Source organism: Chitinophaga sp., assembly GCF_039596155.1.
In the GTDB taxonomy this organism is placed as follows: Bacteria; Bacteroidota; Bacteroidia; order Chitinophagales; family Chitinophagaceae; genus Chitinophaga.
In genome coordinates this window covers 109,663-124,742 of sequence record NZ_JBCNKF010000020.1, presented here as the reverse complement: position 1 = coordinate 124,742, position 15,080 = coordinate 109,663, and the positions used below count along the sequence as shown (strand labels likewise).

The window sequence follows — 15,080 nt, the reverse complement described above, 5'->3', positions numbered from 1 at the left end:
GCTGACAGTTATCGCCGCGCTGAATGACAAGGAATGCCCTGATGGTCCCACTGAATGGCAGGTAATGCCATTTGCTGTTCCGGCAATAGGCAAGGATAGGGCGTCAATCTACTTTGATGTCAATTTTTTTTGCTGGCATATGCTCTGACATGGTCATACTTCTCTGGTACAAATAAAATATAATCGTTCAAGTTAATTTTTGGGGTGCAATATGCAACAATTCAGTGAATAAACCACTCTTCTCCCAGGTCCTCCATCAAACTCCACACCTGCTCATCCTTCTTATACAAAAATAAATAGTCCTTTAACGGTTTTTCAATCCCCATCCCCTGTATTTTATACAATTCTATCTTCAAATTCGTAATCCCTTCTTCATCATCTGCCGGTGTTAGGAACAACAGGTCATAACCTGGAAACGCCACTACCAGGTCCTTTCCAAAATGATCCACGACAGGTTTCCACGTAGCCCCGACAAATAGTGCAGTAGCGCAGTGATCAGCCGCTCCTGTCAATGCAAACCCGCCGAAAATCGTCTCTACCACTCTAAACTCAAAATCCCTGACAAAATTTGCCTGTGCAATTGCATCCATTTCTTCCACTGTCAGCTGTCCATCCAAATGACGTTTGCTAATGAAAGTAAATCGTTCTCCCCTGTCTATTACATATCCCAATGCCAGTCCGCCGAGCCATTCCTTCCTTACCGGGAAGTCCATTGCTATATCTGCATCTTCACCTAATGCCAGCCTTAATTCTTCGACCAGGAATACACGAGGATAGATTTTATCCCTGTATTCATTCAGGTCCAACATTCCACCTGCGGGTTCGCTTTCCATATTATTCTTTATGTGATTATCAAACAGGTAACAAGTTAAGCATTTAACCCACACTTACAATAAACATCATATGCCGGCATACAGCCTCCATTACTTTCAATGCAGCCATCGGCTCCGCCTGTTTTTAACAAAGCAAGGGATATCGCACTATATTCTCATTTTCACCTTCGCCTTCCCCGGATAGTTTCCAGCCAACGCTATATCATTCTGAAGATTTTCTCTTATTGACCGGATCAGGAATGGAAGGGATAGAAGTAATGTCAGGATTATAAATAAATACTTCCTTGGTTTTCAGCCGTTTTACTGTATTAGGGCGTTTATATCCCTTGACCTTGTAAAACGTCAACGTATCTCCGTTTTCACTGACTGTTCCATAAGAAAAAACATCAAAGATATCCAGGAAACCCGGTACTAATAATTCGTATACAAGCTCACCATTCTGCATTGAATACCTCATTTCTTCCCCCCATGCTCCGGTAAATGCACCTGGGGACAGATCAAAGATGTCTTCACCACGATAACCAACACGACCCGGCGTGAATTTCAGTACGTGATGATGCGGCTTTTTGTGCTGCCCATGGTCAACCTTGCTCACATACGCACCTGCATACTTAAGTTGTGGACAAGGACGAAAATTATGCTCATCAATTTTATAGATACGGGCAACTACAGAATCAACTTGTGCACGGGTATAAATGCCTTTATCATACCTGGCAACAGCTTTGGTCACTTTATTGTAACTTCGACTACAGGAAGCCGTTAACACCACAAATGCAAATAATAAAATAAAACGAAAACCTATTTTCATATCAATCCAAATATTAACTGGCCATAATAGCTCACCGTTGCTTTCTCTTCAGAAAAAGCGTAGCCGTAAAAAAAATAAAAAATCACTCTTGTCCCGGCAAAATAAAGGCTTAAAAATAAAAACTTGGCAATTAAGTCCAAAAAAACAACTACAATTAAACGGTCAAATAAAAGGCAATAAAAAAGTATTGGTCACTTCCGGTCCTTTCATTGTATTAGTGGGAATATAAGAATTCCAGCCAGGTATATAAAACCGCCTACGAATAAACCTATAAAACGATTTTAATCTCACAATAGTGATAATATAGTTATCATCGTATTCATCCTCATATAGGCAAATCCATGTTTCTGAAAGTACATAATGGTGTGACAATAGAATGGATAAGATGGTTGAGATTCCGGGGTTTAACATTCAATAAATGAAAAAAGGCCTGGTTTTCCTACCAGGCCAGATTTTAACAGCAGTATCGACAAGCGCTTTTATATCAGGTTTTACCGCCTCTGCCAGTGTTTCACTTCAGCTTTTATTTAAGACAATGTACTTCTTTAAAGAAGCCATTTATAATATTATTCCCTTATTCAGCCACAGCTGCTGACACCCGTTGCGGCTCGTTCCAGCGTGTCATGCCTTCAATCGCAGGGTGACTGTCAGGACATGATTCGCCCGGCAACTTTATTTTCCGTGAAACATTGCAACCGCATATTTTGCAGGTCTTATCGCCCGTTTTGCGTCCAACCCGCTCCTTGTCCAGCTTCACGGCCACCAGCTTTTGCAATTTGTTTTTCGGCTCCGAAAGATTGGGGCAGGCGAGACAGGCATTCTCCCTCCGCTCCAGCGTGGCCTCATCAACTGTTGAAAAACCTGCCTTACCCCATTTGAGAAATGCAGTGGCAGCCTTGGTAATCAACTCTGTATTGGATTTGCCGTTCTCCTGCTTTTTCCCTGCATCGCCGTCGTATTGCGCCGTTTTAGGATCATCGAACAAGGGCTGCAAAAACCCCGGCGTGTTCCTGCATACGATCAGGTTATCTGCGAACGGTGGATCATCAATGGCACGCAATAATACTTTTGGCGGCACGGCTTTGCCTATGCCCAGGAAATTTCCTAAACGAACACAAAGTTCATCGAAACTGTCCGTTTCTTTAGCTTCCAGCAATTCTTTGATCATAACTTATTCTTTTCCTTAAATGCAGCGTCGGCACAATTTCCCCGACGCTGCATAGTAAATAAATGGAACTATTTCTTTCCACCTTTTGAAGCACCGGCGAAGCTTTCTACGGGCTCGCCTCCCGTAAGTGTGAATTTTGCCTGGTTCTTACCTGGCACCAGCGGCTCATCGTTTGCCGAAAGCACGTTGTACACGGTTACGAGATATTCAGTATCTGAAATGATATCTGCAGTAACGATCACAGCTGCAGGATCGGTGGAAGACACCACAGCTTTGAATGCCGCTGCTTTGGGACGGAATACATAATTGCCCAATGCAGAAGCAGTGGCTACATCAACCGCCACATTGAATTTGATCGTGACATCGGCATATTGCCCGTTCTGCACGGCAGAGGCTTCGGTGACCTGCAGGTATGGGTCCGCATTCCCACCAGCGCAATATGGCAGGTCTTTGGTGCTCGAAGCTGCAGCCATGGCGCTGAGCCGGCAATCGATACTGATAAAATTACAGCGGTTGCCAGGCATACCGTTCCTGTTTTCAGGATTGATGAAATCAAAGAACACTTTCACCTGGTCTAAAGCTGCCACCCGGTAAGTGTAGGAATACATGCCAAACCAGATATAAGGGAATACCGCTGCGATGGCTGCATAATCGGCCATACCTTCACAGGTGTAGCCGTTCTCTCCTTTGGGATCCCCTCCGTACAGGTGCTCCAGCTCATGCGCTATCACCAGCGCCAGCAGCTCAAAGCCTACACACTTGGTGCGGATAAGACCGCCATTGACTACAATGAATGGTACATTATATTCTATAAAAGAATAAGCATTCGGCACTTCGTTCTCCAAATCAAGGTAGAAGTTTACACCCGGGAAGAATCCCTTAAACAGCTTCACGAGGTAATTATACATATCCACGCCTGCCCCTGAAGTGATGGGCCAGCGTGGTGCATTGACCTGTATGTCAATGGCCTGTTCCTTTCTCACAAAATAGTTCACGTCGTCAGGTATACGTGCATTACCTTTTTCGCCGAACGGTGTAAACACTTTTTCTCCTTCACGTTTTATGCCGTCGTTCCTGCCTTCTTTTAAGCTGCTGCCCAGTGCGGACGCTTTATATTGTGTGATGCCAGGAATGTTCTTGTACGCTTCCATGTATTCTTTTGTGCCAATCTCAGGAAGATCCCTGTGCCCTTCAACGAACAAATCGTCATTAACCAGCAGTTGGAGCGCAAAGTCACCGCAGACAATACCTTTGGCCAGCATCAGGTGACCGTCCATCGATGTAGCTACCGTCTGACTCGTGGCCACATGGTGAATGCCTTTTTCAAACTTACCGGTAGTAAGCTGTAATACAGGCACCGTGCTTCCGTCTGCACGTACCAGCTGGCTGACTCCAGGCTGCAAAGTGTTGGCCCGCTGTAATTTCCCACCGGGCATGTAAAATACCTGGTTCGGTGTCACATAAAGCGTTTCAAAGTTATTTTCGTCTGTTCCAAAATCAACCTGGATCATAATGGTGCCGCTGGCTTTATCGCCGGTGCCCGAGCTAAACTCTACGGTTTTGGTCGTCCAGTTTTTCAACGTCGAATCTTCGGCCACATAAATCATGTCACCAACCAGGATCTCATTAATCGGCTTGCTTTCGGTCGCGCTGATGGCCACCGGCGTATCGTGCGCAAAGCATCCGCAACAGCAGTAGCATCCACCGCCAGGCAATGCCACCCATACGGGGGATGTTGCCGTGTAGGAGCAACAGTTAGGCGAGCTGTTATTGAGGCATCCGTTTAAATAGGGGGCTACACAAGTACATATTTTGTGATTAGCGCTTTGGGCATCCACGCAATGCTGTTCATCGCAGAGAGTGCCTTGCAGTTGTTCGATGTTTGCTATGCAACCCGGTAGCCATGGGGGATCGGCTTGTAATTGTGCCATAACTTTTGTTTTTGTTTTTAAATAAATATTTAACCTTGATCACTAACAAAGGTGCAGGTAACATTACGACAGATGTGGGTACCGCTGCTTATATTCATTGGTGCCGATATTGGGCAATTGCTCGTGGTTATCGGCGAGGTTACCTGGCCCAATTCCCAACGACAAGGCATAATCCCCACAGATAATGCCATCCAGCGATAGCAGGTGCCCTTCTGGTTCACTTGCAGGCGCCGCGGATGAAGCGATATAGGAAATGAACTGCCCGAACACGCCCGTGATTATTTTGCTTACTTCCATAGGCTGTCCATCTTTGTTAACCAGTTGATCCAAACCAGGCACTATCTTGCGGGCTTCTTTAAATTTCTTGTCGGGCATCATCAGCAATTGCCGTTCTCCAACGATAAGTGTAGACTCTTTTCCTTTGCCATCACGCAGTTGAATGCTCACCTGCGGATTTTCAACGGAAGTCTTGCTCAGGGAAACGAATTCAAGGGGAACAGATGTCCATTGGCGTAATGAGGTGTCTTTTGGAACGTAGATCGTGTCGCCTTTTTTCAACTGGTCGGCAGCGATGCGCTGGCTTTTTTTAACAGCCACTGAAGCACCCGGTGCCATTCCGCAACAGCAATAGCAGCCACCGTTGGCGTTTAAAACATAAAGCGGCGATGAAGGCCCGTAGCTGCAGCAACCGGGAACAGGATTGTTCATACATCCGTTCAAGTAAGGGGGCAGGCAGTTGCAGACCCTGTGTAACAGGGAGGACATATTGTTGCAATCTTCCTGGGGGCATAATGTTCCACCCGGAATTTTTTTAATATTCTCGAGACATTGCTTGTACCACGAAGGGTCATCGCCCGCAGTTACAGTGGATTTTTTGGGGGCCATAGGCATTGTTTTAATTGATAAATAATCAGTTTTTTTGCTTTTGATTCTCGCCGCTCCAGAACAGGATCAGCACAGCATTCAATACAATAGCGGGGTCGAGCCATACCGGAGTGGTACTGGTCTTTAATGCGACCGGTGTATTGCTTAAATTGAAGCTGATGCTGGCGGAGCCCAGTACGTTTTCAATGGGCGGCGGGTTATTCATTACCGCAGTGCAGGCATTGTTCTTATCGAGGTTGAACGTAATATCAACACCCGTTCCCAGCAACAGCGTGATGTAGGGAACGGAGCCCTGCGTTGAAATACCCTCCGGTACTTCAAGCTGGAAGTAGAACCCGGCCAATACAGGATTTTCTATATGCGGTGGCTGCACACTGTCAACAGAGAACTGTAATGTTTGCGTTGCTGACGGCAATGGATGCACATTCATAAATGTGTACCACTGCTGTGAAAAATTCTGCGCCATATTGAAGAAGCGCGAACCGATACGTGTGCGCATGGGTTCAAGCTGCTGTACCTGCTGTTTGAACAGCGAGCCGCCGTTGATCGCCGTGTATTTTACCTGCACGATCACATCCGACACCGATGCAAAATTGAAAAGATTGCTGGATTCGGGCATGCTCAGTTTCCAGTTGGATACGGCGCCTGTTCCTTCGAACGGCAAATAACGCTGGTCATTAAAGCTCACTTCGAACATGCCGGAATCGTTCACGCCATTGGATACTGCGATCATCTGGCTGTTGTTCCAGTTAGTACGCAGTACATCAGCCGCAGGCGTTTCCGCATCGCTTCCACCCAGCAAAAAGTTCACAGCATTCACATCCGGCTTCAATATCACCTGGTTCGTCAGTTGCGTTAGTGTTACATGAAAATCCTGGTTTGGTCCAAGCACGGCGGGAATGCTGACGGATATGCTTTTGATCTTCCGGGCATAATGACCAGGATAATCATCATCGTACAATTTTTCACCAAGGCTGAAGAGGCATTCGCCAGTTTCTACCAGTGACAGAAACGCGTTGGGGTCAAGCTGCCGCAATGAAACGGTCTTTTCAATTTCCAGTGTACGTACGTTTTTATCGATCCACGATTTTTCCATCTGCATCAGTGACAGCATCAAACTGTCACCAGCCAGCAATCCTTTTTTCATATTGTCCCAGTAACCGAAGTTGATGAACGATTGGTTCGTATTCAGCTCGTACTGGTAAGAGCGTTGCGCTTCCCTGGCCAGCTCGTAAGCCAGCGAATAGGCCTGGAAGTACACGGTGGATAGACGTGTAACCATCCACTGGTACAGTTCTGCATTTGTGAATTTATCCTGCAGGTATTTGCCGGTTTCCTGGTTCTGCTTGATAGTGGTTTCCTGGATCTTCACTTCCTGCTCAGCGATCTTTTGCTGTATGCTGTTCGATTGTATCTGGTAAGTAAGGCCTGCGGATTCGAACTGTGCCTGCTTTGACTGGAACTGCCATTCTTCTGCGCGGCGCTGGTAATTGGCAATGGTGAGGCTCAGTTGCGCAACAAAATCTGAAATGATGGCTCCTGCCTGGAATACGCTGGCTGCCGCGGACAACGAAGATCCGATCTGTTCCCCGCCATATGTCATTGCGAACGGTGAGCCCACATTGGGAATAAGAAATGCAACAGCAGATGCGGCGGTCATTATACTGGATGCCACGTTCAGCGCCATAGCTGTAGTCATGCCCGCAATGTTCAGTATCTCGCCGGTGTTCAGTCCTTTCTGCACCAGCATATTGTAATACGTGTAACGCTCATTTGCTGCTTTCAGCGATTCATTCAGGGCGGCGCCATTAGCAATATACATGTTCACATTTTCCGTACGCACCAGCATGTTCATTTCAAGCAGCACACGTTCCTGCGCATTCTGCATTACAGATAAGACTTCCGCATCTTTTCTTTCAAGCGCAGCAAGCAGCGATGAACCAAAGCCCATCACGGTAGATGTAAAATTGCGTGCACGTTCCAGCATCATATCAAAACGGAATGCGGGAATGGGAAGGTCAAGTTGTGCCGAAGTAAGCATGCCTGCGTTGCCAGATGCTGCAGCAGCGATCACCAGCCTCGGATCGATGGGTGGTGCGAACAATGCCAGCGGTCTTTCCACCCCATCGATGTTCATGCAATGCCTGATCTTAAACAAACGGTCTTCGATCAGCCCCCAGTAAGCCACCAGCTCACTGTTCTCGGGCACACAGAAATAAGAAGGAATATCATTGTACACCAGTCCTTCGTAATTGGTGAGCTGTGCGGGATCATTGAACTGTGAGTTTTCAAGATGGATGTAGAACTGCGGGATGTTATCCAAATAAATACGGTAAACCGATGTGCTATCGGGCGTTGTTGTCCATGGCTCGGAAACGGTAGCCACGAATGTGCTGCCCGTATATGCCGTAATGAAATTGGTTTGGTTTACGCCGGTTCCCGCGGTCACCTGTATGTACATGCCGGTATAGGCATCTTTTTGTGTTGATGACGTGTTGGCCAATGTGATGGAGATCGCTGTTCCTGCCTGTGCCGTGCCTGTGGTAACGGTCTGGTTATTATACATGGCTTTGATCTCATTATAGCTCAGCGGCTTGGGTACAGGGCAGTTGCTGACGAGCTCCGGCTTTTCGCCCAGCAGGCTTTGCGCCAGTATGTACAGGTTAGTGGCCTGGTTGATGGATTCACGCGTATCCTGCGCAAACAGGTTGTCAGCCCATGCGATGATATTGCTGATGTATTTCATCACCACTGCTTTTGCATAAGCCGACGGCCGTAGCTTGGCAATGGCATCAGGATTGAACGGATCGTTATTGTATGCGTCTATCTGCGCCGGGTTGGTGAGCGTTTGTATCAGCGAAGGCATATTCATGTTCCTGAAAGGAAGGTATCTCCAGAAACGGTCTTCGGGATTCGTTACTGTTTCTCCGGGTTGCTGTGTTGGATTGAAAATATATTCATACCACTGTTTCGCATAATCGAACTGTTGGTGCGTTTGCAGCATGGAAGCCACCAGGAAAGGTGCATGGAAAAATATCTCCTGGAAGTACAACCCGTATGCGCCGTAGAAATCGAGCTTGTCCGTCAGGGGTGGTACGACCGCGGCTTGCGGTGATAGCCTGCTGAATGAGAACTCCGGCGTTTCCTGCGATTCAATGGTAAGCAACTGATCCACTCCACCCACCATCAGCTTGGCGGAAAATACATTGCCGGCTCGTGTGCTGAGGCGCAAAAAGTTGAACTTAAGTTTTGCCAGCTCGGTAGGCGTATCGGTGTAAGACGAAGTGTAAAAATAAAAGAAACCGGAAGGGAAAGGCGAATAGGAATAATCAGATGAGATCAGTGCGGTGATATCCTTTATGCCCTGCTCCTGTGTTACCACCAGGAAAGATTCGTCGCCGTTATCGAATATAAACCTGCCCACAGTGTTCTTTACAGTGGTGATGCTGGTGGTCTTTGGTGATACATTGTTCAGTAACTGTAACTGGGGCGTAGCCGTCTGGCCGGGCGTCGGAAAAGCGGCAGGATCGTCGCTCATATAATTATCGACGATGATGTTTTTGTAAAATGTTTCGTTAATGCCCAGCATGGATGCAGTTCGGTTCAGGTAGGGTATGTAAGGCGTAGGATTATAATCCGGCCTGTAGTTGATGAGCACCGGCGAAATGGTTTGCCGGCTCAGCGAGGCGTCGTACACCACCGATGACTGCTTGGCCACGTAGGTGGTCTGACCGGGAATGTTCACCTTACCCACTGATGAATAATTGCTCACCAGCTTCCATGAACTATATTCCAGTTCGTATTGGGCTGCGTTGATGTTTGTTGGTGGTGGATCTGGCACCGGTGGTGATTGCCCCGGCGCAGTGGTGAGGCCAAAACCATATAAGATAGCAATGCTTTCGTTATTGGGGTATTTATTGGGATAAAAGAATGATTCCTGGGGGAGGTATAAAGGGTAAACCTTGCGCCAGTACACGAGATCCGGGTTATATGACGGAACCATTAATGGCAGTATGCTGGACACATACTGGTCGAACTGGTAATTTGACTGGTAATCGATCACCACCCCTTCCTGCAGGGTTTGCGGTGAATACCAGCTTCCATCCAGGTTCAAAAAGCTAAACTTAATGGACCCCACAGAAGCACTGTTGGGAATGGAATTGTTCGATACGATGGTTGAACCGGACTGCTCGGATATTTCCACCCAGAAAATATACAAACGCTTGAAAGCATATACCGGGGAAACCAACGGTGAGGCGATGCTGATATCCATTTCCTGCCATGCCGACCAGGAATAGCTTTTATCGAAGGTGCGGTAATAATAGGTGTATGGCTGTTCTGCCGTATGACCGAAAATGTATAAACGTTCGATATCTTTTCCGGACTGGTCGTCATGTATCGTTGTTGTGTAAGATGCACATTGCACAAGACCGGCAACGATATTGAACTCGCCCATGTATTCGTTAAAGGCTTCGGTAACCGTCTGGTCGCTGATATTGGTTTGCTGCAATGCTTCTTCAAACTTTTTGAAGGCGGGTGAAGCGTAGGTATATAAAGTAGGATCGATATAATTTTCGGGGTAGAGAAATATTTTCCTGTTCACTTCCCATAAACGGTAGGACATCATCCATTCCCACCATGCCGTGCCTATATTGGACAGGTCTGTAACACCGGCTTCGAAGTTCATGCGGCAACGCTGCAAATAGACCTGTACCGATGCAATACCCTGCGCAATGTAGGAAGAGGTGTCGCATGCACTCATTTCCACATCCAGCAGCAGATACTGGTACACATCATTCGAATTACGGATGTATGTGAAATTGGGGTCGGAATGCAATTGCCAGATGAGGTAAGGTAACAGCGCATTGCGTTGCGATGTCATCAGTGTTTTCGAAATCACTTTGTCTGCTTCCGCAAAAGCCACGTCACCCAGCTTGCTGCTGGATGATGAAAGCAGCAGTTGCGCGGTTTGTTCATATGTTACCCAGTTGGCGGTGATGAGCTGCCAGGAACTATCTGCAAGCGGCAGGGTAACAATATTGTTGATATAAACCAGGCTGTAGATATCGATGCCGGTTTTTGCGCTCAGATCGAAGGCATTTTTCAGCCGCATTACACCGGGTACACCACCGTAGGTGGTATGTGTCTGGTTGATATTATCCAGCGGCCAGTAACGTTGTATCAGCGCGCAAAGCTGCTGCGAATCCCATCCCGTTATTTGCACCAGTGTATCGGTTTTGCTGTTGGGCAATACCGCCTGCTTGGGTATCCCGAAGAAAATGTTCAGCGCATCACTGTTGTTATTGAACGCAATCACCAACGATTTATAACCGGTAATGATAATAATGTCGTTGAGCGTTAGCTGGTCAACATTGCTGATGTCGCAGCAGCCCGGAACGGATAAAATGAATGCCACTTCGGTAGCGGTAAGATTGATGCGGTCTGCCAGCAATATGCTCCTTGACAATGACTGCACCAGCTGGTTCACCTGGTAAGCGCGCTGGCTCATCAGCAATACCGATTTAGTATAAGTGCGTTTCAGCCCGGCCTGGTCCTGCCCGGTATAGAGAAAGTCGAGCGGCGTGGATTTGGTGAACGTGCTGCTCACTTTACCATTGGCCTGCATATAGGATGGCGTATCATTCGGAATAATGATCTGCGGATTGGCGCTTACCAGTGCATTATATGCAGCGGTGGATTCATCGGCAGTGATCAGGTCGTTAACGAACGACTGCTGCGTTACAAAAGGCAGGAAGGATGATTCCAATGACGATGGCACGGGCACCAGCATTGCCTCGAGATAGCTACTGAGGTCGTTTACAGATGCAGCAAATGGCAGCAACACCGAGATCATAGTGGCAGAAGAATGCATAAAGCCGGCCAGGGCTTGCAAACAGTTCTCGTTTTGCAATGTTTCAAATTGTGGTACCTGCGCCGCTGTGTGCTCTATATCATTGCGGTAGGTGACGAGCTTTTTTCTTACCTCCCCGCGTTTCAATTCGGCTTTGGGATCGGTCGTAATGGATACAGCATCGTTGTTATATTCATTATTTACGGAGGAGGCATTTGCATCCAGCACAATAGTGTTTGTGGTTGCGCTTTGTGCAAACCCGCTGTTGAGTATATTGTTCAATGCATAAACGCTCGTGTTATCGGGTATTACGGTCCATGCTTTATCCACTACAGCTTCGCGTGTTTCACCTGTATAGGAGAGTATCTTGTTTTTCTGCCCGTTGCCTGTTCCGCCGGTGATGGAAATCTCCATGCCGTTGTAATAACCATCTTCGGCCATAGCTGTTTCGGCCAGCACAATACTGTAGATAGTTGCGCCCTGGGCTGTTCCATTGCCTTCATCCACTGAAATGGTATACCATGAAGTGGTATCGGGAACCGGCGTCCATTCCGTGTTCACGCTTACCGTATGCGTTGCACCATCATAAGATTTAACCTGGTTCTGTTGTCCTGCACCTTTCGATACAAATAGAAAATCCAGCGGCGAATAGGCATAATAATTTTCTGCCAGCTGCGCATAACGGATATTATTGACAGTGGTTACATTGACCAGGTATGGCGTACCTGCAGGGTTCCCGGTAAGCAACGTGAATACCTGCTTCGACATTTCAGCATCTATATTATCCGAAATAAAAGCCGTTTCGGGTATAGGCAATAATTCTGCAGCCTGCTGAAAGCTGATTGATTTTACCAGCATGATACCATATGCATCTATATACTCTTTCAGCACCATCTGGTCGAATATGCTGGCAGAAGCATCCGCATCGATATTGCCGTACATGAATGAATCGCTTTTCATGCGCGATGATTCTGATATGGCGGCCAGCGATTGCACGAACTTCTGCACCTCGACGGCATTGTAGGTAGGCCCGTTGTATTTTGCGGGAAAGATGCCGGTAAGAATATATTGCAACTGGTAAGGCGTAAAATTGCTTTTCTTCAGCCAGTCAGTACGCGCCAGCGTTGCAAATACCATATCGATGGAAGGCACATACGATCCGTATGGTGGCTGCGTATAACTGGTCACATCGGGGTAATAGCAAAGCGACAGGTAAAGCAGGAATGCATCAGTGGAGAGCTTCGACACCTTGGCCATTATTACAAGCCGGTACATCCATGAAAGATTTTCATAGCTTAATGCCAGCGCAGGTGTGCCGGAAGGGTGTTCCGTTACCTGCGAATAAACAAACATCGCTATTTCGGTAAGATCATTATCGTTCAGGCTCAAAGCTGCACCCAATCTGCCGCGTATGGTTGCGTTCAGACCAGTGTTATCTGAGATCACCCATTGCTGACCGGGGTGATTGTACGGGTCGAAAGGAATATAGAATGTAGAGGTGTATGGGTCTTTCCCTTTTAACACCAGCGGGTTGTTATAAACGGTATCGAACAGATCCATCCGGCGGGTGATGCTTACCCTGCCATAGTTCTTCATCAGGTACCAGAGACTGCAAACTATCTCGGGGGAAAGCGATGTTTGTGCGCACAGAATGCTTACCTGCGCCGCCTGTGCCAGGAAGAGCGGTGTTATTTCTGATGCCTGGCATGCCTTCATGACCCAGTCCGTCGTAGCATATGACCAGCCGGTTTCTGCGGCAAGACGGATAAAGCGGTTCAGCCTGTCGAGTCGTTTTACGGTTAGGTATTGTACAATCTCGATTGCATCGTCGCCGCTCACATCTTCACCAAGTTGCATATAATGCTGTTTTTCACCGGTGGCATTGATGTAGAAAGTATCTGCAATGCCCAGGCTCAATTCTTCTTCAGTAAGATCCTGTGTCAGCAATGAAACCACCTGTGTGCGGCTTAAACCTGTTCGCCACATGAATTCATCAAGCGGTGTAAGACTGGTAACAAGCTGTGTATCGGAAAGACCGGAGTAACCAAATTGCGGCGATAGTGTGGCACCGCTTACCAATGGTGTGGTTAGCTGGTTTCCCTGTTCAACCGTCAATCCTAGTGATTCCCGCAATGCAGGACCGGGATTGGAAATATAATATTGCGATGTGTTGTCAGGAATAGTGCCCCATGGGCTGTCAACAGTTGCGGTTTTTGTACCGGCATCATAAGCGGTAATGCGTCGCAATTCGCCCTGTGCTGTCCCGTTGGCGATCTCCACCGTCATGTTTACATAGCTGGCGGGCGCAGGTTGTGTGGTGGTGGCAAAAACGATGGTATTTGTAGTGGCGCTGCCAACATTCCCCCATTGTATGGGTGCCAGCAGCGCGGTATAAATATCAGTGAGCGATGTGCCCAGGCTGGCTGTATATAAACGTGATTGTTCCAGTGGCAGGTTCCATGGTAAATTAAATGGGTAGGGCGATACCGCCATGAGGCTGTAGATATCCCGCGTAATCACATATTGAGAAGTATTATCCGGCATCCTTTCCCATGCATTCATCACCGTGGCGATTTTGGATGACCCCGTATAGGCAGTGATGGTTTGCTGCTGCCCGCTTCCTGTGCCTGCGCTGATATACACGAGCATACCTGAATAGGCATTGTCAGTTCCCGATGCCGATGTGTCCAATGTAATGGATGTGGCATTTCCACTTTGCGCTGTACCTTTGACCACTATTTGTCCTGCTTCGAGATGATCTTCCATCACTTCATTAATGATGCGGATGGTGGGCACAGGATCGTTGGTGTTGGCGCACGTAAGCTTCATGTTGAAGAGATCGGGACGGCGTTCTTCCAACTTCAGTCCTTTGGGAATGGTAGCTGCATTCACTTCAGTAATGTAATCATCGGTGATGCGCATGATATCGAGAAAATAAGCGGCGGGGCTGAAGATGGAACGGCATTCATCGCATTTGCAAAAATCCAGGTCTCCAAACAATACCTGGTAGCTGGGAATACCCTGCACGTATTCCTCTACCTCTTCGGAAGTGTTGCTGAACATAGATGCACGGTAATGCGGCGATGCAACAGTACTGTGCACACTGGCATATACATGCTTCATCTTTTCGGTGATGGCCGATGCACTGGCATGTATCTGTTGGGCGAGTGCGGGCTCTTTTTTAGTATTCAGGGTTTTGCCGGCATCCCGTATGAAACGCCAGCGTGGCACATAGGCGATGCGTGCAGCGGAATCGTAACCCATCTTTTCCAGCTTCTCCGCAATGGCCACGTCGGGCCATACGCGCAACAAACGCTGCCGAAGCATTGCTTTCTCTTCCAGGCCCTGTTCTTTTAAACCGGCTGCCGAATCCTTTGCCACCTTTGATTTCTTATTTATATCGCCGTAAAAATCATAGGTGAGAAGGTTGAACTGCGGATGCGCATCGAGGTATTGCCGCAATGCTTCATTGGTGTCAGCAGCTGTTTTTGCACCTGGCGTTACCTTTTTCCCTGGTTTCGCTGTTTTTGCTGTTGCAGACTTCTTCCCGGCTGTTTTTTTAACAACTTCTTTTTTTTCAATTGCTTTTTTCTTTGCCATGTTT

The 15,080-nt window shown here is 47.5% G+C and carries 6 protein-coding genes; all 6 read right to left on the bottom strand.

Annotation, left to right across the window (positions count from 1 at the left end; all coding sequences use genetic code 11):
- Positions 1 to 221 precede the first annotated feature (221 nt).
- Entirely contained in the window at positions 222 to 833 is a 612-nt protein-coding gene (locus tag ABDW33_RS19545; RefSeq protein ID WP_343691776.1) for a hypothetical protein, read from the bottom strand.
- 202 nt (positions 834 to 1,035) lie between these two features.
- Positions 1,036 to 1,641: a hypothetical protein gene (locus ABDW33_RS19540; protein WP_343691775.1), complete on the bottom strand. Its 606-nt coding sequence runs from the start codon at positions 1,639 to 1,641 to the stop codon at positions 1,036 to 1,038.
- A gap of 574 nt (positions 1,642 to 2,215) precedes the next feature.
- Positions 2,216 to 2,809 carry a hypothetical protein gene (locus ABDW33_RS19535; protein WP_343691774.1) on the bottom strand — a complete coding sequence of 198 codons (594 nt, stop codon included), beginning with the start codon at positions 2,807 to 2,809 and terminating at the stop codon, positions 2,216 to 2,218.
- 68 nt (positions 2,810 to 2,877) lie between these two features.
- Positions 2,878 to 4,740: a hypothetical protein gene (locus ABDW33_RS19530; RefSeq protein ID WP_343691773.1), complete on the bottom strand. Its 1,863-nt coding sequence runs from the start codon at positions 4,738 to 4,740 to the stop codon at positions 2,878 to 2,880.
- A 63-nt stretch (positions 4,741 to 4,803) separates the two neighbouring features.
- Positions 4,804 to 5,448: a hypothetical protein gene (locus ABDW33_RS19525; RefSeq protein WP_343691772.1), complete on the bottom strand. Its 645-nt coding sequence runs from the start codon at positions 5,446 to 5,448 to the stop codon at positions 4,804 to 4,806.
- A gap of 202 nt (positions 5,449 to 5,650) precedes the next feature.
- The gene (locus ABDW33_RS19520; protein ID WP_343691771.1) at positions 5,651 to 15,076 is read right to left on the bottom strand and encodes a neuraminidase-like domain-containing protein; all 9,426 of its coding nucleotides are present in this window, start codon (positions 15,074 to 15,076) and stop codon (positions 5,651 to 5,653) included.
- Positions 15,077 to 15,080: the final 4 nt, after the last annotated feature.

Excerpts from the sequence above, each read along its gene's own strand:
- ABDW33_RS19535 (WP_343691774.1), bottom strand. The coding sequence starts at position 2,809 with ATGATCAAAGAATTGCTGGAAGCTAAAGAAACGGACAGTTTCGATGAA.
- ABDW33_RS19520 (WP_343691771.1), bottom strand. The coding sequence starts at position 15,076 with ATGGCAAAGAAAAAAGCAATTGAAAAAAAAGAAGTTGTTAAAAAAACA.
- ABDW33_RS19540 (WP_343691775.1), bottom strand. The coding sequence starts at position 1,641 with ATGAAAATAGGTTTTCGTTTTATTTTATTATTTGCATTTGTGGTGTTA.
- ABDW33_RS19530 (WP_343691773.1), bottom strand. The coding sequence starts at position 4,740 with ATGGCACAATTACAAGCCGATCCCCCATGGCTACCGGGTTGCATAGCA.
- ABDW33_RS19545 (WP_343691776.1), bottom strand. The coding sequence starts at position 833 with ATGGAAAGCGAACCCGCAGGTGGAATGTTGGACCTGAATGAATACAGG.
- ABDW33_RS19525 (WP_343691772.1), bottom strand. The coding sequence starts at position 5,448 with ATGAACAATCCTGTTCCCGGTTGCTGCAGCTACGGGCCTTCATCGCCG.